Annotated in this window: 18 protein-coding genes; 11 read left to right on the plus strand and 7 right to left on the minus strand. The window is 45.4% G+C overall.

What is annotated here, in order from left to right:
• Positions 1 to 89: 89 nt before the first annotated feature.
• Positions 90 to 509 (plus strand): CoA-binding protein, encoded by a 420-nt coding sequence (locus HQM11_19820; GenBank protein MBF0353285.1) that lies wholly within the window; start codon positions 90 to 92, stop codon positions 507 to 509.
• Here HQM11_19820 and HQM11_19825 read toward each other — a convergent pair.
• The 3 genes from HQM11_19825 to HQM11_19835 all read right to left on the minus strand — a co-directional run bounded on the left by HQM11_19825 (position 506) and on the right by HQM11_19835 (position 6,827).
• Positions 506 to 2,230, minus strand: a complete 1,725-nt coding sequence (locus tag HQM11_19825) for an EAL domain-containing protein (protein ID MBF0353286.1) — start codon at positions 2,228 to 2,230, stop codon at positions 506 to 508. The two genes, HQM11_19820 and HQM11_19825, sit on opposite strands and share 4 nt — an antisense overlap.
• A 29-nt stretch (positions 2,231 to 2,259) precedes the next feature.
• Positions 2,260 to 3,432, minus strand: coding sequence for a SpoIIE family protein phosphatase (locus tag HQM11_19830; protein MBF0353287.1), 1,173 nt, complete (start codon positions 3,430 to 3,432; stop codon positions 2,260 to 2,262).
• Between the two features lie 221 nt (positions 3,433 to 3,653).
• Entirely contained in the window at positions 3,654 to 6,827 is a 3,174-nt protein-coding gene (locus tag HQM11_19835; GenBank protein ID MBF0353288.1) for a response regulator, read from the minus strand.
• Positions 6,828 to 7,192: 365 nt separating this feature from the next.
• Here HQM11_19835 and HQM11_19840 point away from each other — a divergent pair, with 365 nt between their 5' ends.
• The 4 genes from HQM11_19840 to HQM11_19855 are packed head-to-tail and all read left to right on the plus strand — an operon-like array spanning position 7,193 to position 9,843.
• Positions 7,193 to 8,326, plus strand: coding sequence for a zinc-ribbon domain-containing protein (locus HQM11_19840; GenBank protein ID MBF0353289.1), 1,134 nt, complete (start codon positions 7,193 to 7,195; stop codon positions 8,324 to 8,326).
• Positions 8,327 to 8,362: 36 nt separating this feature from the next.
• The gene (locus HQM11_19845; protein ID MBF0353290.1) at positions 8,363 to 8,620 is read left to right on the plus strand and encodes a DUF4258 domain-containing protein; all 258 of its coding nucleotides are present in this window, start codon (positions 8,363 to 8,365) and stop codon (positions 8,618 to 8,620) included.
• A complete protein-coding gene (locus tag HQM11_19850; protein MBF0353291.1) occupies positions 8,617 to 8,811 on the plus strand; it encodes a DUF2283 domain-containing protein in 195 nt (64 codons plus the stop codon). Before HQM11_19845 ends, HQM11_19850 begins: the two co-directional genes overlap by 4 nt.
• 12 nt (positions 8,812 to 8,823) lie before the next feature.
• Positions 8,824 to 9,843, plus strand: a complete 1,020-nt coding sequence (locus HQM11_19855; protein MBF0353292.1) for a DUF58 domain-containing protein — start codon at positions 8,824 to 8,826, stop codon at positions 9,841 to 9,843.
• On the opposite strand, the gene HQM11_19860 is transcribed toward HQM11_19855, so the two are convergent.
• Positions 9,799 to 10,266, minus strand: coding sequence for a twin-arginine translocase TatA/TatE family subunit (locus tag HQM11_19860; protein ID MBF0353293.1), 468 nt, complete (start codon positions 10,264 to 10,266; stop codon positions 9,799 to 9,801). The genes HQM11_19855 and HQM11_19860 overlap by 45 nt on opposite strands.
• A 102-nt stretch (positions 10,267 to 10,368) precedes the next feature.
• Between HQM11_19860 and guaA the strand changes: the two genes are divergently transcribed.
• The 4 genes from guaA (at position 10,369) to HQM11_19880 (ending at position 13,727) form a co-directional block, all read left to right on the plus strand.
• The gene (gene guaA / locus HQM11_19865; protein ID MBF0353294.1) at positions 10,369 to 12,165 is read left to right on the plus strand and encodes a glutamine-hydrolyzing GMP synthase; all 1,797 of its coding nucleotides are present in this window, start codon (positions 10,369 to 10,371) and stop codon (positions 12,163 to 12,165) included.
• A gap of 68 nt (positions 12,166 to 12,233) precedes the next feature.
• Positions 12,234 to 12,890 (plus strand): hypothetical protein, encoded by a 657-nt coding sequence (locus HQM11_19870; protein MBF0353295.1) that lies wholly within the window; start codon positions 12,234 to 12,236, stop codon positions 12,888 to 12,890.
• A gap of 227 nt (positions 12,891 to 13,117) precedes the next feature.
• Positions 13,118 to 13,348 carry a hypothetical protein gene (locus tag HQM11_19875; GenBank protein MBF0353296.1) on the plus strand — a complete coding sequence of 77 codons (231 nt, stop codon included), beginning with the start codon at positions 13,118 to 13,120 and terminating at the stop codon, positions 13,346 to 13,348.
• Positions 13,349 to 13,454: 106 nt separating this feature from the next.
• The gene (locus HQM11_19880; GenBank protein MBF0353297.1) at positions 13,455 to 13,727 is read left to right on the plus strand and encodes a type II toxin-antitoxin system VapC family toxin; all 273 of its coding nucleotides are present in this window, start codon (positions 13,455 to 13,457) and stop codon (positions 13,725 to 13,727) included.
• A 31-nt stretch (positions 13,728 to 13,758) separates the two neighbouring features.
• Here the strand turns inward: HQM11_19880 and HQM11_19885 are convergent, their stop codons facing one another.
• Both HQM11_19885 and HQM11_19890 read right to left on the minus strand, forming a co-directional pair.
• Positions 13,759 to 14,910: an alpha/beta hydrolase gene (locus tag HQM11_19885; protein MBF0353298.1), complete on the minus strand. Its 1,152-nt coding sequence runs from the start codon at positions 14,908 to 14,910 to the stop codon at positions 13,759 to 13,761.
• Between the two features lie 99 nt (positions 14,911 to 15,009).
• Entirely contained in the window at positions 15,010 to 16,734 is a 1,725-nt protein-coding gene (locus HQM11_19890; GenBank protein MBF0353299.1) for a 30S ribosomal protein S1, read from the minus strand.
• Between the two features lie 347 nt (positions 16,735 to 17,081).
• On the opposite strand from HQM11_19890, the gene HQM11_19895 reads away from it, so the two are divergent.
• Positions 17,082 to 18,692 carry a transporter gene (locus HQM11_19895; GenBank protein ID MBF0353300.1) on the plus strand — a complete coding sequence of 537 codons (1,611 nt, stop codon included), beginning with the start codon at positions 17,082 to 17,084 and terminating at the stop codon, positions 18,690 to 18,692.
• A gap of 351 nt (positions 18,693 to 19,043) precedes the next feature.
• Here HQM11_19895 and HQM11_19900 read toward each other — a convergent pair whose 3' ends face one another.
• Positions 19,044 to 19,514 carry a methylglyoxal synthase gene (locus HQM11_19900; protein MBF0353301.1) on the minus strand — a complete coding sequence of 157 codons (471 nt, stop codon included), beginning with the start codon at positions 19,512 to 19,514 and terminating at the stop codon, positions 19,044 to 19,046.
• Positions 19,515 to 19,789: 275 nt separating this feature from the next.
• Between HQM11_19900 and HQM11_19905 the strand changes: the two genes are divergently transcribed.
• A complete protein-coding gene (locus HQM11_19905) occupies positions 19,790 to 20,131 on the plus strand; it encodes a hypothetical protein (protein MBF0353302.1) in 342 nt (113 codons plus the stop codon).
• The last annotated feature ends 121 nt before the right edge of the window (positions 20,132 to 20,252 follow it).

The raw sequence follows: 20,252 nt of genomic DNA on the forward strand, positions 1-20,252 counted from the left end.
GCAACGGTCTGTTCACTGAAAAAGGCGTTGACACACCCTGAGTGGTTTGCTACCGTTCAGAACGTCAACCTTTTTTCAGGAGAAATGATATGTCCACGTCTGTTCTACAAGCCACGAATGAAGAAATCCAGCAATTGCTGAAAAATACCAAAACTATTGCCGTTGTCGGCCTGTCTGACAATCCTGCCAGACCCAGTCATGAAGTCGCCGCGTACCTGTTGCGGCATGGATACCGGATTATTCCTGTAAATCCTTCAGCTACAGAAATTCTGGGCCAGAAATCCTATGCGTCTCTGCATGCTATTCCTGAACGTGTCGATATTGTGGATATTTTCAGAAATGTGGAAGCAATTCCAGGCCTTGTGGAGGAAGCCCTGAAGCTCAATCCTCGCTGTGTCTGGATGCAACTCGGACTCTCTCACGAACAAGCGGCCGGGGTGGCCCGTGATGCGGGGATTCTGGTAGTCATGAATAAATGTATCAAGATCGAACATTCCCGATTGCTTTAATGGGGAACATGAAACAGGGGTATATCCGGAGACGGTTCTGAAAACAGATACCCCTGGGAATAGTGTACGCCAATTTCTTCCAGAATATTCTGAATCTCCTGATTGGATACAAATTCCGCAACCACCTCCACGCCCATTCTCAAGGCCAGATCAAAAATGTTTTCAACCAGGATTCTTGAGTTTTTATCTTGTGGCAGGTTCTTGATGAACTTTGCGTCAATCTTTATGTAATCCGGAGCAAAATCCAGCAGACGACTGATGTTGGACTGTTCAGCGCCAAAATCATCAATGGCGATCCGGCAGCCGATTTTCCGTAGTTCATGCAGGATTTTGATCACATTCCCTGTTGCCAGTGAACTCACTCCTTCAAGAATTTCAAACGTCACCCGTTCCGGTGCCACTTTGTTACCGGCAAGCTGAAATTGCACAAATTCCAGCATTGTTTCATCCATGAGATCTTTTTCTGTCAGGTTGATGGAAAACTCATACTGAAACCGTGACATGTATTCAAAACTTTTCATGATCATGATACGTGTGGCTCGTGTGATTTCTCCTGAACGTTCCAGGGCTCCGAGAAAAAAATATGGAGAAAGAACCTTTGCGTCAGTCTGAAGCCGCATCAGACATTCATATTTTACAATTTGGCCATAGGTTGGACTCTGTTTCCGGTTATCACGAATTCCCTGATATACCGGAAAGAAACTGTTGTGTTCAAAGCCTGTTTTGACCGTGTGAAATTCCTCCAGTTTTTTCCGATGATAATTTTCCGTTCCCAGTTCACTGGTATAAACGATGGTCCTGCCCATACGTTTGGCTTCTCCCAGTGCCGCATGGGCATTCTTCAGAATATCACCGCTCCTATGATCCGCGATGCCAATGGAAAGTGTGATCACAATTCGTGAGGTTTGATACATGATGGTGGTGGCCTGGACATGTTCCCTGATGGTTTCCGATAATTTGACGGCCATGGCCTGGTCTTTTGGAAGCAAGATAGCAAACTCGGCCCCTGAAAACCGGTAGATTCTGGCGATTTGTGGCAACATTGCCTGAAGGCATTCTGCGGTTTTCTGCAACACCACATTGCCGGCATCAAAACCTAAACCATCATTGACTTCATTGAAGCGGTCAATTTTGAGATAGATCATGGAAAGTTGTTTCCATTGTTTCAGTTCATGTTCCAGGTCGTAAAACAACTTGTTTCGACTGAGGCAGTGTGTCAACGGGTCCACATTGATTTTTCCCAATTCTCCTGCTTTGTTGGTGGTCATTTTCAGTTTGTCTGTCAACACGGTGGCCAGGAGTTGATAAAAAATCGCGTCAAAGCGATCTTTGGTAATATTTGCTGAGGGATGGATGCTGTTTTTTTCTACCGAGAGGAGCATCACAGATGTTTCCGCGGTAACAGTTGCCATGCAGGGTGTCTGCGTGAGCACACTGTTCTCTCCCATCACATCACCACTGCGTCTGAGAGAATAAATATATTCGTTTTCCCAGGTGACTCTGAGTGCTCCCTGAACCAGAAAATACAAGGTTGAATTGCAGGTTCCTTCCTGAAGAATCACCGCACCCCTGTCAAATTCACAGATTTTCGCGACCTTGCTGATTTCCCTGAGCATGTCATCGCTGATATACTCGGCCAGTCGTGACTGGATAAAAAACTGGTATATATTGAACTCTCCAACGATCTCTTCCTGAACATCTCCCAGATTTTCTAATTTCACGCAATCCTCCTAAAGAGTAACATTGGATATTATGCCAAATATTCAATACCAGCCAGAGTCACATCATCCTGTATCTTGAAATCCGGACGTTCAATGGTGGATTCCAGAATATTTTTCATCATGGTATCCAGATCTTCATGCCGTGTCTTTTCAAACAACTGCAAAATCGTATCGTGGTTCATACGTTGAGGATATGCCTGTGATTCCATCAGACCATCCGTCATCATGAACAGTTTGTCTCCATGCTGCATGTGAAAGGTATGTTCTTCATATTGAGATTCCATTGCGACTCCCAGCATCAGTCCCTGTTCCCAGAGTGACAGCACAGGCGCCTCGGCTTGTGCTGGAACCAGAATCATCGGCGGATGACCCGCAAAAGAATACTGAATGGTTCCATCAGCCTGAATTCGCAAACAAACACCGGTCATGAAGCGATCAAGGGGAAGTTTGTGTTTGCAAACCTTGTTCAGTTTTTCCAGTACTTTGGAAGTAGACAGTCTGTGAAGATCTTCATCCAGTATTCTGGATATAATCACAGTGATCAGGGCCGCCGCGACACCATGTCCGGTGACATCTCCAACAAACAGATTCACGCCACCCTCACCACTTGGGCGAACATGATAAACATCGCCTGAAATATGCTCATAGGGCTGATAATGAACTGCCATTTTAAGAAAATTGCTTGAGGCGACTCTGGAAAAAATTGTGTTTTGTACTTCCCCCGCAAGCACCAAATCTTCATGCATCTGTTCATTTTGTGCTTTTAACTGAAAACGGGATTTTTCCAGTTCGAGAATAGCTCGTTCCAGTTGTTGCCGTTGTTCTGCCAGATTGATAAAGACTCTGACTTTTCCCAACAGGATTTCCGGGTTAAACGGTTTTGAAATGAAATCAACCGCACCGGATTGATAGCCCTTAAACACATGGAAATCATCCGAAAAAATGGCTGAGACAAAAATGATCGGGATGTCCTTGCAACGCTCATCACTGCGCATCAACTCTGCCAGTTCATAACCATCCATCCGTGGCATCTGAACATCGAGCATCGCCAGAGCAAACTGATGTTCCAGCATCAATGTTAGCGCCTGATTGCCACTTTGTGCCTTGATAACTCTCACATTCAAGCGCTTCAAGATGGATTCAAGCACAAACAGGTTTTCAGCATGATCATCGACAATAAGAACTTTGATGGGTTGTTCCATTTTTACCTGATTAATTAATTATGCGTTTATGGGTAGGGACGTTTACGAATTGGTAAGTGTTCAGCTTTCAGTATTCAGCTTTCAGTGTTTATGCGCCTCAAAAGCATTATGACTCAATAGCAGAAAATATCGTTAGGCTTCCAGACTTTGAGAATTTCTGAAAACTGATAGCTGACGGCTGAACACTTACACGAATTGAGACTTTGTTGAGCCACCGACAGTCATACCCGTTCATTCTCAGTCAAATACAGTGTCAAATATTGCATCAATACGGACATATTGAACGGTTTCAACAAGCACACCTTTGCTCCCGCATCCAGACAGGACTGGTGACTTTCAAGATCATTTCTGGCGGTCAGGACAATGACAGGAAGTTTTTGCGGACGTTGTCGCTCATGAAGCTGCCTCAGGGTTTCCAAACCGTCCATCTCAGGCATCATCAGATCCAGCAACATCAAATCCACTTCCTGCGTTTTTAGAAAATCAAGAGCTTTTTGTCCATTGGCCACTTTATAAGGTTTCATTCCAAATTTCCCGAGAGCCGTGGCAAGCGCAAAAGCGTTACGCATGTCATCATCAACAATTAAAATAGACTTCCCCAGCAATCGGTTGTCTGGCAATAGGGGCATATCTTCATTTGGATCATCAGCGTCCTTTTCTGTGTCAGGTAAGGTTTCAACAGTGCTCTGTCTTGGCGTTGCCTCAACATTCGGAATATTTAGGGGTAGAATCAGAGTGAACATGCTTCCCGCACCGTAGTCACTGGTCACAGTGATCTTGCCACCCAGTAGTTCTCCAAGTTTTTTTGAAATAGACAAACCCAGTCCAGTGCCGCCATAGGTTCTGGTAATGCTGCCATCAGCCTGATGAAAGGCCTCAAAAATGAGTTCCAGTTGATCTTTCATGATTCCAATACCTGTGTCTTTGACTGAAATCGAGATTTTTTCAGACACGTCCTCAGAAATTGCTTTGTTTTCTGCGGACGATGTTGTTGCTTCAAAGATAACTTCAATGTGTCCCTGATGAGTGAACTTGATGGCATTCGCAATCAGATTTTTCAGAATCTGTTCCAGTTTCTGACGGTCGGTCAGAATAGAATGCGGCAAGGAGGGATCCACAGAAAACCGGAATTGGAGTTGTTTTTCTTCTGCCATGTGCCTGAAGATCTGTTGCATCCGCATACCAACATCTTCCAGCACAACCACATCGTCAAACACCTGAACCTTGCCGGACTCAATTCTTGAAAGATCGAGAATCTGGTTGATCAAATTCAACAGGTCTGTGCCACTTTGATGAACAATTACCAGAGATTGCAACTGTTCTGGACTGAGATTCTTTTCATCATTGTCCAGCAGTGTTCGGGACAGAATCAACATACTGTTGAGCGGAGTCCGGAGTTCATGCGACATGTTTGCCAGAAATTCGGATTTGTATTTGTCTGCCAGTTCCAGTTCTGCGGCTTTTCGCTCCAGTGCGGTTTTTGCCTGAGACAGTTCTTCGTTAAACGCTTTGAGTTCTTCCTGCTGTTGTCTCAATTTATCTTTGCTGAGCTGAAGATTGCGGGTTTGTTCCTGTAAATCCTCATTGGTTTTCTGGAGTTTCTGCTGGCCCAGTTGAAGTGCTTCAGACTGTTCCTGTGTCCGTTGCAGTAAATCCTGGGTTATCTGACTGCCTTGTGAGGACACAAGGTTGATGGCCAATTGGGACGAAATCACCTCAATGAAGTGCCTCTGCTCCCGGGTGAACGAAGTAAATTTGCCCAACTCCAGCACACCGATCAATGTTTCACCTTTGAGAAGAGGAAAGAGAAACAACTCAGAAGTCAGGCCTTTGACAATGCCTGATTCAATCATCAAGGCTTCTCCGGGAACAGCTTTAAGGTGCTGACTTTTGCGAGTTTCCGCAGTTTTTCCCACCAGCCCTTCGCCAATCGGAATCAGTTTTTTCGCCACTGTGTGGCTGATACCAAGCCCTGCTTTCAATTCCAGCTCCTGCGAAGATTGCCGCACGAGATATAGCGTACCCACCGGACATTCCAGATAGTCGCACACGAATTTCAGGATATTTTCACAAAGCGCACCCACGTTCAAACTTCCAGACATCGCGACACTGAGCTGATTCTGTCCTGTTTTCAGCCAGTCCTGCGTCGCGCTTTCCTGCCTGAAGCGAAGAAGGGCGTCGATCATATCATTGAGTGAAACCGCGAGATCGTCCTTGGCCGATATTGGAATTGCCCGCACAAGCAAATCCCCGCTGGCGATTTTATGCGCAATGGTTGCCTTTTCACGCATGCTTTCCTGCAGAAATCGGAAGGATCTGGCAAGATCACCAATTTCATCCTGCCGTATCAAAATCGAATCATATTTTTCTTCCTGCAAATCACCCAGAGTGATTGAATGCGCTTTTTCTGTAAGCGTCTGAATGGGGAGACCAACTTTCGTATAAGCCAGCAGATAGATCAGCAGGCCAAGGGCACTCACAAGAATACAGAGCCCCAATACAACAATAACCGACTGATTGTTATCCTGAATCAACAGGGGCTCAACCCGGGCATGTGTTTCCTTGATGGACTCACGCATGCTGGCGATGGTGGCATGCAAATAATCCATGTTGTGTCTGAAGGTTACAATCTGGGAGCTGAGTTCCTGTATTTTGGCATGGAGCTGTTGAAAGGAATTGAGATAAAAATCCGCCATTGTTTTAGTGTCGAATACTTTTTTGCTAATGCTCTCAACCTGAAGAGATTGTTCCACCGCCTCCAGGATGCTGAATCCGGTGTTAAAATTTTTCAACGCCTGCTCTCCTTCATCCATATTTTTTGAATGAGTATATTGGGAAAGCAACACAAACCCATCCTGAAAATATTGTTCGGCTGTCGCTGACTGGTACATCAACAGTGTATCATCAGCACGTCGGGCCTCATTGCCGAGATCAGACAACATTTTCTGGAGTTTGGGTTCCTGAATATTTTTCAACTCTCTGAGCTTTTCTTCGGTGAGCCGTTTCAAGGTTGAGATATCATTAAAATTATTAAAATAGACATCTGAAATCCGGACAATGACAGCCGCATTTTGTTGCCGGAGTTGATTTTGTTCTACCTCACGTTGATAGTCCGCAATTTCCTGACGAAGCAGAATTCTGCTGGCAAAAAATGCCTCTTTGAGCGTTTCTTCTGAGCGTTCAATATATTCAGCGGCAGTGATCCATGATTGCAGCAGGCTGGATTCAATTTTATTGAGCGTGGTTAATTCATTGGTCAGTTGCTGATACTGCTCAAACCCGTTTCGAGCACTTTGCAACCCATAAACTCCGACACCCGAAGAAACCACCATCAACAGGACAATGCCTCCAATACCCAGTGTGATCTGTGAGCGAATCGATTTGAGCAAGCGCATGGGATACTTTAAAAGAGTTTCAAATAAACTTGAAGAAGTGTGTCTTTAATTGATAGCAATTCACAGGAACAGTTGGCAAGCAACAAAAAGCAGAATTGATCACAAAGATAAAAACTTGAAATGCTGATGGATTCGTTTAGATTTTGAAAAATATTTTTTTAACCTGCATTCAAGGAGACGCACTATGGGTATTGCTACGATCACCGCCATTATCGCCGGAGTTTGTGTTGTTGGCACTTTCGGCTTTGTTTTGATGTCACATTTTGGTGAAAATTACGGCGACAACCACCTATAATTTTTCGGGGCAGCGTGTTGTATCTCATGTCTGCTCCTCTGACTCACCCCTGATTTCATCATAGAATTCCATGGAATCCACGGTTTCCATCCAATGTCCTAATTGTCAGACTCGATATCGTGTCAATGAATCACGCGTGAACCGGGCCTCACAGGTCAAGTGCACCAAATGCCAGTTTTTATTCACTCCGGATGATTCTTCCAAAGAATCCAGGACACGTCCGGGATCACTCACCTTACCTACTGAAGCAGAAAAAGCCTATCTGGAATCGGTGCAATGGGAAAGTGACGAAAACGTCCAGACCAAACCACTGAACGTCAAACAGAAACAAAAACTGTTCATCACTCCGAATGTTTCAGGAAAAACAACCGATATCTCTGAATCTCACCAGAATCCTGATGCGGAACAACCTGTGGTATCCCCAGTCATGAAACCTGCCACACAAGAAATTTCTGCCGAAAAACTCAAAGATTCCCAGCTTGATTTGCAGGCCATTGCCGCCAAAGCAACCAACACACCTGCACCAAAAAATCCGGAAATTCCCAAGATCCCACCCCTGCGGGAGGTTGCCGCGGAAACACGCACAAAATCTCAACCCACGCCACCTGTTGATATTCCGGTCGCGGCGACATTGCCGGTTGTGGATGAAAGTGAGGAAACTGTTCCCTGGGGCCGACTCGCAGGAATCATGGCCGTGATTCTGGTTATGTTTGCCGGAATTTCATGGGGAATTTTTTATCTGGGACTGCTTGATTCCACCATGGGTGGCAATTCGCCGCATCAATTTGAATTTGTGGGAAAACTGGAAGGCCATCGGATTAAAAATCTTCCCGGACAGCAAACCCTGTTTGTGATACAGGGAAAAATGCGAAATCTTTTTCCTTCCACCGATGAAATCAGTTGGATTCAACTGAAAGGTTTTGCGCTGAATGAAAACAGGGAAACTCTGGAAACCGCAGTGGTCTATGCGGGGAATGTGCTCAAGGAAGAAGAACTCTCAACATGGGGACTGGAGCAGATCAAGGAATATTACAAGTACAACAGCGGTCGTAATAACTCCAATTACGAATTGCCTGAGGGTGCGGAGGTTGACTTTCAAATAGTATTTTTTAATTCATCCGGACTGTTGGAAAGCACATCCGTGAGAATCGTCAGCTATGTTCGCCAAAACAAGCCTGTCTATGTTAAAGCTTATAAAGAATGACTGGCTGGAAATCAGCGCTCAAAAGCGTTTAATAATATGGAAATTCATTTTTCTGACCATGCAAAAGAACAAATGGCGGATAGAGATATCTCAGAGCAAATGGTGTCAGCGGTTATTGAGAACCCTGAGCAGAGATACAATCGCACAATAGATGAAACAGTATGTCAATCCAGGGTCCGTTGTAATGAAAAAATATATTTGCTTCGAATATTTGTAAATTTTACAAAAGATCCACCGGTTGTTATCAGCACGTACCGTACGAGTAAAGTTCAGAAATATTGGGGAAATATATGAAAGTCAAATATGATGAAGACGTAGATGCTTTGGTTATCAGATTTTCTGATGCGAAAATTGATGAAAGTGATGAAGATAAACCCGGAATTATTCTGGATTATGATAAAGAAGGCAATGTTGTCAAAATTGAGATTCTGAAGGCCTCCCAACGAGTGGGGAACCCTCGAAATATTGAATTTGAAGTAGCCTGAAACAGAGCACTCATGAAAAAAGTTCCGGATCAGGGCGTGGCTACAGAAGGAGTAAACCGTGTTCTATTTCGTCTAAACAACCTTTCATCCCGGATCTCTGGAAGACGATTCACTCCCGAGCACCTGACCAAGCCCCCCTCTCTGCAATCTCCTGAACTTCTTCGTCAATTCAATCAGTTGCATATTTTGCTTGCCCCTTCAGTGCATGAACGTCAATCCGGCTTTCATCTGATCCATCACAAAGGGCAGGGACTGGAATTTGAGGAATACCGGGAATATCGTCAGGGCGACAATATCAGGGATCTGGACTGGAAAGTGCTTGGCCGCACCAACCGCTTATACGTCAAGCAGAAAGATCGTTATAATCGGGCGAAGGTGTTGGTGTTGGTGGATAATTCAAGGTCTATGCTGTTTCAATCCGCTTCGGCGCCCTGCACAAAATTCCATACCGCATTGTTGCTGGGATTCAGCCTGAGTTATGTGCTTTACAGGCAGGGCGACGCCTTCAGTTTATCGGGTCTGTATGATGCTGTGCCCCCGTCAATTCCTGCCTCGTCTAAAAAAAGATTGAACCAGGTTACATCTCAATTGAGCGACTTGCGCGTTGTTCAGGAAAACCCTCAGGATTTCACAATGGTTTGGTCCATGATTCCCCCTGTGGATCATTTGTTTGTTGTTTCTGATTTTCTGGTTTCTGAAACCGAATTGTCAAACTGGGCACAAATGGCAGGATCCCGCGCCAGAGATGTCACATTTTTCAGGATTCTTGACGCCGAAGAAGTGAATCCTGTGAGCCAAACCTCCGAATATTTTGATCTGGAAACTCCGGAATTGCGACGACAGATCACTCATCATGAATGGAAAACCTATCAGAAAAATTTTGAAAGGCATGCCTCGTTCCTGTCAGCATTGATGCGTCAGTACCATTTTACAGGCACTGACCTCATGACACAGGAACCATTCAATGAATCGATACGCGGAATTCTTTCAAGAACCGGACGAGGGGTCCGTAGCAGGCTGAACAGGAGGTGACGGTTTATTGGTTGTGGTTTCAACAGGCGATGACGGAATATTTGTTGTAGCATCAATCGGTTGTGTGGTGCTGTTTGCGGCCGCAATGTCACTGTTAATTTCCGGTTTCTTTTTTTCAATCATGCTGGCAAGTTTTTCGAGCTGATCTCCCGGATTTTTGTTTTCTCCCGTGATTTTCCTCAACTGAGAGGCTACTCCACCAAAATCTGTTTGAATATCCCGCTGAAGTTCCTTGATTCCCGCTTCATGATTGACCTTGTCCATTTCTGACTGAACCGTGTGTTTGAGTTCATTGGTTGCCCGTTTGAACTCCACCAGTCCTTTTCCCACTGCCCGTAAAACGTCAGGAAGTTTCTGTGGTCCAATAAAAATCAGTGCGATTATCAGAATCAGAATCAGTTCCGGCAGTCCTATGCCAAACATAACACGCTCCTTTTGATTTGAAATTTTGCCATCAATCGCTAGCTTGATCGCTTGATTTTGCGGTTACCCGAAAAGTTCGTCAACTTTATACGAGGAATTTGAATGCACAAGGAAATCATTGCTGTTCTGGATTTTGGCAGTCAGTATGCCCATCTGATCGCCAAGCGAATCCGTCATCTGGGTGTTTATACCGAAATTTTTTCGCCCTCGGTGGATATCTCCAAACTGGAACATGCCAAAGGCGTTATTTTATCCGGAGGCCCCGCGTCTGTTTTTGCTGAAAATATTCCAGCCTTCAATCCTGAAATTTTATCCATGAAACTTCCACTGCTTGGCCTGTGTTATGGCCATCAACTGATTGGTCAGCAGTTTGGCGGAACCATCTCCAATACAGGCAAGGGAGAATTTGGTAAAACACAACTGGAACTCGCCGGGGAGTCACCGATTCTGGCAGGCGTTCCTCACAGCAGTCAGGTATGGATGAGCCATCAGGACAGTGTTACGATCGTCCCTGCTGACTTTAGGGTGATTGCCCGGACGGTCCAATGTCCGGTTGCGGGGATGCAACACAAAGCATTGCCCATTTTCACTTTTCAGTTCCATCCTGAAGTCAAGGATTCTGTATGGGGAACAGCCATTCTGAACAATTTCATCAATATCTGTGAAATTCAGGGCAACTGGTCCATGCAACAGTTTGTTGATGAAGCCATCATGGAAATTCGTCGGATCGTTAAGGACAGGCAAGTGCTGATGTTCCTCAGTGGAGGCGTAGATTCGTCGGTGGCATTTGCTCTGCTCAATCATGCGCTGGGGCATGAAAAAGTGTTGGGACTGCTGATTGATAACGGCTTTCTGCGAAAAAATGAGGCACAGAAAATCATGCACCGTTACCACCAATGCGGATTTGAGAATATTCGGCTCAGTGACAGTTCTGAAATGTTTCTTAAACAAATTGGTAAGCTGGTGGATCCTCAGGAAAAACGCAAAAGTGTAGGAACAACGTTTATCCAGATACGGGATCAGTTTGTACAGGAACTGGGTTTAGAGGGGGCAAACTGGCTGTTGGGCCAGGGCACCTTGTATCCAGACATTATTGAATCGGGAGGAACAGAACATTCTGAAGTGATCAAATATCATCACAACCGGGTGCAGGCCGTGCAGGATCTGATTCAGCAAGGCCTGGTCATTGAACCCTTGAAAGAGTTATACAAGGATGAAGTCAGGCAAGTAGGCGCTCTACTGGGATTACCTGATGAACTTGTCTGGCGGCATCCGTTTCCCGGACCGGGACTTTCCATCAATGTGCTTTGTTCCACAGGGAATGAAACACTTCTGTCTGCCAGTGCTGTAGAACAACTGAAAGCTGTGGTTCCTGACAGCTTTGAATCCGGAATCCTGCCCGTAAAATCAGTGGGGGTTCAGGGCGATCAACGCACTTACACACATCCTGCCGTGCTGATCGGTCCCCGAGACTGGGATCTGCTGGAACAGGTTTCGACCACTATTACCAATTCCTTGCGTGCGGTCAATCGGGTAGTGACACTGCTTTATCCTGAGACGCTTCCAGACCTGAAAATTCATGAAGCCTATTGCACCAGTGACCGGTTAGATCTGTTGCGGGAAGCGGATGATCTTGCGACCCGGGCATTGAAGCAGGCAGGTTTGATGCGTGAGGTGTTTCAGTTGCTGGTGATCCTGTTGCCTATCGCTTCAGGAAACACCGGAGAATGTATTGTGTTGCGACCGGTTTGTTCTGAGGATGTCATGACGGCCCAGTTCGCGAAAATCGCCTGGGATGTCGTGTTGCCGTTGGCGCATGAAATTGGGAAGATTGCCGGAATTGAAGCGGTATTTTATGATGTAACGCATAAACCCCCTGCAACATTTGGCTGGGAATAGAGAATTTGGCCAAAATTTTGTATGGCGTTTCTCATGAGTATGGATTCAACAATTTGTGATGAGGCGCTATGCAACTGTCCCAAACCCGGAATAAACTACCTCCGAACCTGAAAAACCCCATCAATCAGGGCAACAAGACCCCACAGAAAAAGACACAGGAACAATCTTCTTCCCTGGATCTGCTGGAATCTTCCTCCTTGAATAACCAGAAAAAAATGCCGCTGACAGACCCCCAGTTGAATAATGTTCAGCCCTCAGACAAGCCGATGGTGATCCGACGATCTTACGCCATGGTCATATCCAGTTATGAAAATGTAGCCCGTCGTGGAAAATTGACCGGCGCTGCCGCTGAACAAATCGGAGAAACCATTTCCCGCAGAATTGAGGAGCTGAATAGTTCTGCCAGGAACCTGATCAGGGATATTCCAGAATACCAGAAACTGGATCTTGAAAAGATTGAGGATCTGGGGGACAAGGTGGAAGACATGATCAATGACAACGAGCAGTATCTGAAAATTTTTGCCCTGCTCAAAAACCCGCAATTTGCTGAAATGATGGAATCTACTGAAGGTGTTCACCGTTCCTTTGCTGAAATGATGCAGGATCACGGCAGTGAACAATTGATGTTTGGCGCAATCGAAATGGTCAACGAATTGGGCGGACTGGAACAGGTCAGTGCTCAGGCAACAGCCAAGCCGACCCCGAGTGTGAACATCAAGGTGTGATCCCATTTACCATTCTGATAATCCGTGATTTGTTGTGCTTGAGGCAACGATTGGATGGTTTTCAGCCATGATGTCAGTTCCGATATTTAATCTCAGGATTGTGAACATGAGCCTGCATTACAACGACCTGTTTCCTTGACTCCTTCCGAGCATCGGATTAATGATGAGCATCAGTCGTTACATGAAGTCCATACAATTTGCGCAACCCTCATAACCACAGGATTTTTATGAAAGCGATGCGTCAAATTATTTTTTCAGACAAAGATAAAATTCTGATCGAACTTCCTCTTGAGTTTCAATTTAAGCCATTAGAAATCATCATTTTGCCGGTGGAATCCACTTCCGAAAAAAAAATAACCAAACGACCTCATGGATTGGCTAAAGGACAAATCACGATGCCTGATTCTTTCTTTGAACCACTTCCGGATGATATTCTTGAAGGCTTTGGCGCTTTATGAGGCTATTGCTCGATACTCATATTTTTAGTACATCAATGATGATCAACGCCTGATTCCCATTTGGCAGGAAAAAATTGAAAACCCTGAAAATCAGGTTTATCTGAGTGTGGCTTCTGTTTGGGAAATGATCATAAAAGCACAACTGGGCAAACTGGAAATGGAGCCTCCTTATCACAAATTCATCATCCAAAAACTCCAGGAACACGCTATTGAATTGGCGCCATTACAAGGAAGTGAATTGGTGAAATTGGAACTTTTACCTGCGATTCACAAAGATCCATTTGATCGAATCCTGGTGTGTCAAAGTCTGGAATATGATCTGTTTCTTGTGACGGATGACAGTTCAATTCTCCAATATCCTGCACATTTCTTACATTAGGCGTAGCACTCAACAGACAGCTTGGTAGCCTTCAATGCGCAAGATTCACAGGAATAATACCGCAGGCTTTGAAAAAACCATAGGCACTTTCCATCATGTCAGTAAACCGTGGATTGGCGGTGGGTTCCGGCATGGCTGGCAAAATTTCTGAGTGGAGTCGAATGGATTTTTCGAGCACGATACAGGAATGTGGAACCGGCGGGGTTTCTTCAATCAAAAACAGATAAGAGGGTCCATTCAGTTTCGAAAATAAACGGATCACTCCTTTGAGCAGAGCCGTCTGATCTGCTATGGAATGGGCCGCGAATACAGGTTGAATCAATTTTGTGTTACGGGCGAGCCGTTCATTTTCCATGAGAAGTCGAATCAACTGCCAGGAGCCATGATAGGACACGGTGGGATATTTGTAGGGATTCGGACCTTGACCCGCATATCCTCCATCCACCCATTTCATCATGTTCCGAGCAAAGAGTCCCAACTGTTCCAAGGGGATGTCAGTTTTTCCAAGCCATTTTGCCATGGGGTTTCGTACAAGCTGTGTCAATGGATTTATGGCTGTTCCTGTGTCTGGAATTTCAATGGATGGCAACATTTCTCTCAATGCCTGAGTTCCCGAGTGAATCCACGCCAAGGTTTTTCCCAACCACTCATTGCGCAGGCCAATATCCAGAGCTGCGGAAAACAGCAATAATCCACCATTGATCAAATCAGGTTGTCTCAATGCGGCATTCACACTCAAGGTGGCCCCGGTTGATAATCCTCCCATTGAAATCTGCTGTCCGAGCATCCTGGCAACATGGATAGCAGCATCGACATCGGCGGTCCAGTGTTCTGCCAAATGGTCATCTTTCATGGCCAGGTTCGGTTCCTTGAGGCCATGCCCTGACAACAACGGCAACACGACATTGAATCCTTTGCGATACAAAAAGGTCGCGATACTTTTCATGTAATACGGTGAATCGGATAAGCCATGGATCAGGATCATCACATTGGTCACGGGTCTGTTATGATGCAGAAACAGCGGGCCATTGTTTTCACGGAATCCGGGGGCATGAAGCCGAAATCCTGAACACCAGGATTCATCTTCAAAATAGGTTCCTGACACCTCAGGATATTTTTGCTGATAATGTGTTAATAAATGCTGTGAGGCCTGAAGGATTTCAGGATGAGTGGGAATGGTCATAATTTTCCCTCAATAGGTGGTGAAGGAATAAAAAAATCGGGGGCAGGTGACGGGGGAAAGGAAAACGGCCAGTCAAACACTGGCCGTCAACGGAAATAATTATTCAGCGGCTTTTTCGCTGGATGTTTCCTGAGGCTGCCCTTCCACTGGAGCCGTAGCCGGAACAGGAGGCACAACGGCACCAACTATTTCAAGGATGCTCAAGCCAAGACGTCGTTCTTCAGGATCAATTTTAATCACTCGTGACATCACGGTTGTTCCAACAGGATAGAATTCTGCCAGTTTGCCCTTGGGAATTGAAGTGTCTACTTCTGAAATATGCACCAGACCTTCCACGCCTTCAATGACTTCCACAAAGATACCAAAATCGGTCAGATTGACCACTCTGCCGGTGACTTCGCTATTGAGTGGGAATTTCTCATCCAGATTTTTCCATGGATCTTCTGTCAACTGTTTGATACCGAGAGACAGACGTTCCTGATCGACATCAATATTCAGAATCTTGACTTCAATTTCATCACCTTTCTTGGTGAATTCAGAAGGTTTGCGCTGGCGCTGGCCCCATGAAATATCAGAAATGTGAACGAGTCCATCAATCCCTTCTTCCAATCCGACAAAGATACCGAAATCGGTGACGTTGCGTACTTTACCGGTAACGACACTTCCGACAGGGTAGCGTTCCATCGCCAGTTTCCATGGATTAGGCAGAGCTTCTTTCATGGAGAGAGAGATTCGTTTGCGTTCGACATCCAGTTCCTTGACAACCGCTTCTACCACATCATTGAGTTGTACCACTTTGGAAGGATGGCGGATTTTCTTGGTCCATGACATTTCTGAAACGTGAATCAAACCTTCCACACCGGGTTCGAGTTCGATGAATGCGCCATAATCGGTAAGGCTGACAATTTTGCCACCAATGCGGGTTCCAACAGGATATTTTTCTGCCACATTGTTCCAGGGGTTTGCTGATTTTTGTTTGAGGCCCAGAGAAACTTTCTGATCATCGGCATCATATTTGAGAACCATGACTTCCACTTCGTCACCCATGGCAAACATTTCTGAAGGATGAACAATTCGTCCCCAGGTAATATCCGTGATATGCAACAATCCATCGACTCCGCCCAAATCAATAAATACACCGTAGTCAGTGATATTTTTGACATGACCTTTGATGAGAGCACCTTCTCTGAGGATTTCAAGCGTCTTTTTGCGGCGTTCTTCGCGGTCGACTTCCAGAAGGGCACGGCGTGACAGCACGATATTGCCTCGTTTCTGGTTGAATTTAAGGATGCGGAATTCAAATTTTTCCCCAAGCAGTTTGTCCAGATTGCGTACAGGTCGCAGATCCACCTGAGATCCTGGCAAAAAGGCCTTGACGCCGATATCGACAGACAATCCGCCTTTGATCCGGGCAATGATGGTTCCTCTGACAACACCGCCTTCTTCATGCAACTGGCCAATGGTTTCCCAGACTCTCAGTTTAACGGCTTTATCCTTGGAAAGGATGGTCACTCCATCTTCTGATTCAAGGGCTTCCACATAAACTTCCACGTCATCACCGACATTGGCGACAATCACACCATCTTCATTCAGAAATTCCTGAACAGGCACCAGGCCTCTGGATTTGTAGCCAATATCAACAAACGCGTAATCTTTGCTGACTTCCATGATTTTTCCAACGGTGATTTCCTGTTCTACCAGTCTGGTCAGCGTGGAATCGTAAAGTTGTTCAAAATCCTCATTTTCTTCAATAAAAACAAGGTTGGATTGGGATTGCTCGGGGGTGCTGTTTGAAAGGGTTTCAGTTTCTGACATATCACTCATTTAGTAATAACAAACCAGTTGTAAGAACCAGTCTGGAAAAGGTTATTAATTATTGTTTCTGCTCAATCATTCACGCGAATGATCAAATTCTATAATCACAGCCAAGGTGAAGCGCCGAAAAATGCCTGTCTCACAATAAATTGTCAATGCTTTTTCAACATTTAAGGATCTTTAGATGATGCCGTGGACTGGTCTTCAGATGACTATGAGTCAAAAAAACCTGATAGCGTCCCTTGCGTTACCAAAAATAAAGATGTTATAAGCAAATCAGTATGTGTGGCTTGTTTGGTTTGAATCACTGACCTGGGTCACAATGCGTTCCGTGAAATTTTTGGTGATGGATGGATATGGTATTACTGAAACAGCCTGTGTTTGTGTTGCTGATTGTCGTGATTTTAGGGCTGGCGATTGGAAAGCTGAAATATAAAAGTTTTGAACTGGGTTCGTCGGCAGTGATCTTTGTGGCATTGTTGTCAGGTTATTTAGGCTACACAATTCCATCGGTATTCCAGACACTTGGTCTAGTTTTTTTCATATACTCTATCGGACTTCAGGCAGGGCCGGGTTTTATCAGCTCATTTCGCAGTGAAGGGCTGACGCTCACACTGGGCGCACTTTTTCTTGTCGTAGCGGGAATGCTCACCACCATTGGCGTCTGTCTATTTTTTGGCTATGGCAGTGGGGTCGGCGCTGGTTTGTTTGCCGGAGCCATGACCAGTACTCCGGGCCTGGCGGTTGCGGTGGATCTGACGACTGGCAAAAATGCCGCCGCGGCCTATGGCGTGACTTACAGTTTTGGTGTTATTGGTGTGATCCTGTTTGTCAAGTTGCTGCCACAAATTCTCAAAATTGATATTCCCCATGAAGAACAGCAGATTCAGGAAGAAATTTCCGCTCAGCATCCACCTGTCACGTATCATCATATCGTGGTGAACAATCCTAACATTTTCAATAAAATGGTGATGGAAATCAAACTGGACCATATCGCGCCGGTTTCCATCACGCGTTTGCAGCGGTCCGGAGAAAATATTGCGCACCTTGTTTCTGGAAACACCGTATTGCAGGAAGGCGACCGATTGAGAATTGTCGGGACCGAAGAGGATCTCCAGAAAGTGGAAATGATGGTTGGCCGTAGAACCGATGAGGATATCCATTTTGACGGGGATATGGTGGTTCGGCAGATTCTTGTTTCCAAACGAAGGGTGATTGGCAACACGATCAGTTCATTGAATTTCGGCAGTACTTTCAACGTGAGGGTTTCCCGATTGACACGGAGTGGGTTTGATCTTCCTGCCAGTGCCAGCATCCGTTTAAGAATGGGAGATGTGTTGCATCTGGTGGGGAATTCCCAATCCATCGATAATATTGCCCGACTGCTGGGGAATGATGTCAAATCCGTTTATGGTACGGATGTGTTCACCGTTCTGCTTGGAATGATGATTGGTTTTGTCGTGAGTATTGTGCCTGTTTATTTACCCGGTGTGGGAGAACTGACCCTGGGCATTACGGGTGGAGTTCTGTTTGCGGGACTGATTCTGGGATACCTTTACAGCACAGGTCCATTGGTTTGGGATATTCCGGTGACAGGCAATAATTTTATTCGGGAACTGGGCCTGGTGCTGTTCCTTGCGTCCGTTGGGACCAATGCTGGGTCGTCGATTGTTCAAACCATTCAGGAGCAGGGCATGGGATTGTTCGTATCGGGCATTGCTGTGACTTTGATTCCCATGATATTGGGATTCCCCTTTTGTTATTATTTCCTGAAAATCAGATTTTTGAGAACCTTGGGGGTGTTGACGGGCGGGATGACCAGTACTCCCGGATTGGCCTCAACCACATCATTGTCTGACACTCCACATGCGGCATCCGCTTACGCTACGGTTTATCCTGTGGCACTGATCGGCATGATTGTCTGCACCCGATTTCTGGTCTGGTTGCTCAACATAATTAATCCCTGATGTGAGTTACTGCTATAGTCATCGTTTCGCTAGTCATCGGGACGGCGATACCTGGGCTACTGTCTTCAATAGGTATGTTTCCGTAAAGATTCCGGTAGTTGCTTTAGACTATCGCCTGAAAATCGGTGAAACGATGACTATGGTCTCCTATGACATTTTTTCAAACCCAACCATTGTGCTACGCCAACAAGCCTCAGGGCTGTTCATTTCTCCTTATTTTGAACGTCAACCGGATGGTAGGCGGGGATTACATGCCCCGCAAACGCCAAAAATCGTATTTTTGACGGGCACGTAGTCCCGTCCTACCAGAGAAGTGAACAGCCCTGTAACAAGCCTGAACAAAAAAACTGATCAATTCATCGGAATCTCTCTGGCCAGATAGGCATCAAAATCGGGCACCTGACGTTCATAAGAGTCATTCATGAACGGAGATGAGGTCAGAAAATCCAGGGATGCCAGATTACAGGCAATGGGAATGTTCCATACCGACGCGATTCTCAGGAGTGCCTTGACATCAGGGTCATGCGGTTGTGGCGACAAGGGATCCCAGAAAAAAATCAGGAAATCAATGTGGCCTTCGACAATCTGGGCACCAATCTGCTGATCACCACCCAAGGGACCACTGTGATACCCTGTGATGGGCAGATTCAAGTGCTGTGACAATAGTTTGCCGGTGGTGCCTGTGGAAAACAATTCGTGTTTTTCCAGCATTGTTTTGTGTTGAAGGGCCCATGACAGCAATTCCTGTTTTTTATGATCATGGGCCACCATGGCGATTCGTTTTCGGGCATGCATTGTTTTATTTTTTATTGGTATGGACATGGTTTATTCCTGATGAGTGATAAAAACATTGTGTATTCCCTTGGGGGAATTCTGGTTGCTGAATTTGCGTAACCAGCGTATTCACTTGTAAAATTCGGGTTTAGATCGCAAGCGAAAAAGATTGGTTTTTGTTCCAGACTGTTATTATCGTGCCACTGGAAATGGATGATTGAACATCATACACGGGTGTTTGCATTCGTACTTTTGTTGAAACACAATGTGTTCGCAGGTGTCTTGATGACAAGATTTTGCAGGTTACGTTCAGTGAGGGTTTAATGAATTTCAAGGATAAGGCAATCGTAAAAGCACTGATTATTGAACAATTGGAAAGAGACCATGAACTCCTGTTCAAGGCGGCGAAAACGGCTCATGAGATTGCTACTGACAAGAACAATATCCCTGACAATAAATATGACACTCTCAGTCTGGAAGCATCATATATCGCTCAGGGGCAGGCAAACCGATCCCAACAGATCAGGCAGGATCTTGACGTGTATCAAAAACTCACATTGCAGATTTTTGATGAAAGGTCCCCGATCGGGTTAACATCCCTGATTATGCTTGAAGCTGGAAATGGTGAACAAAAACGTGTTTTTATGGGCCCCTGTGCGGCTTAACTTTGGACACATTTCCACAATTGAAATTTTTATGCTAAGCTGAACATCCAGTGACAAAAACAAACCATGAATCAGTGGAGGTTCTCATGTTGATAACTACGGTAGCTCCCTGGATTGAGCA

Source organism: SAR324 cluster bacterium, assembly GCA_015232315.1.
GTDB lineage: Bacteria > SAR324 > SAR324 > SAR324 > NAC60-12 > JADFZZ01.

Bases quoted from the DNA above. Each gene is read 5' to 3' on its own strand.
- HQM11_19820 (MBF0353285.1), top strand. From the start codon at position 90: ATGTCCACGTCTGTTCTACAAGCCACGAATGAAGAAATCCAGCAATTG.
- HQM11_19830 (MBF0353287.1), bottom strand. From the start codon at position 3,432: ATGGAACAACCCATCAAAGTTCTTATTGTCGATGATCATGCTGAAAAC.
- HQM11_19835 (MBF0353288.1), bottom strand. From the start codon at position 6,827: ATGCGCTTGCTCAAATCGATTCGCTCACAGATCACACTGGGTATTGGA.
- HQM11_19840 (MBF0353289.1), top strand. From the start codon at position 7,193: ATGGAATCCACGGTTTCCATCCAATGTCCTAATTGTCAGACTCGATAT.
- HQM11_19845 (MBF0353290.1), top strand. From the start codon at position 8,363: ATGGAAATTCATTTTTCTGACCATGCAAAAGAACAAATGGCGGATAGA.
- HQM11_19850 (MBF0353291.1), top strand. From the start codon at position 8,617: ATGAAAGTCAAATATGATGAAGACGTAGATGCTTTGGTTATCAGATTT.
- HQM11_19855 (MBF0353292.1), top strand. From the start codon at position 8,824: ATGAAAAAAGTTCCGGATCAGGGCGTGGCTACAGAAGGAGTAAACCGT.
- HQM11_19860 (MBF0353293.1), bottom strand. From the start codon at position 10,266: ATGTTTGGCATAGGACTGCCGGAACTGATTCTGATTCTGATAATCGCA.
- guaA (MBF0353294.1), top strand. From the start codon at position 10,369: ATGCACAAGGAAATCATTGCTGTTCTGGATTTTGGCAGTCAGTATGCC.
- HQM11_19870 (MBF0353295.1), top strand. From the start codon at position 12,234: ATGCAACTGTCCCAAACCCGGAATAAACTACCTCCGAACCTGAAAAAC.
- HQM11_19875 (MBF0353296.1), top strand. From the start codon at position 13,118: ATGAAAGCGATGCGTCAAATTATTTTTTCAGACAAAGATAAAATTCTG.
- HQM11_19885 (MBF0353298.1), bottom strand. From the start codon at position 14,910: ATGACCATTCCCACTCATCCTGAAATCCTTCAGGCCTCACAGCATTTA.
- HQM11_19890 (MBF0353299.1), bottom strand. From the start codon at position 16,734: ATGAGTGATATGTCAGAAACTGAAACCCTTTCAAACAGCACCCCCGAG.
- HQM11_19895 (MBF0353300.1), top strand. From the start codon at position 17,082: ATGGTATTACTGAAACAGCCTGTGTTTGTGTTGCTGATTGTCGTGATT.
- HQM11_19900 (MBF0353301.1), bottom strand. From the start codon at position 19,514: ATGTCCATACCAATAAAAAATAAAACAATGCATGCCCGAAAACGAATC.
- HQM11_19905 (MBF0353302.1), top strand. From the start codon at position 19,790: ATGAATTTCAAGGATAAGGCAATCGTAAAAGCACTGATTATTGAACAA.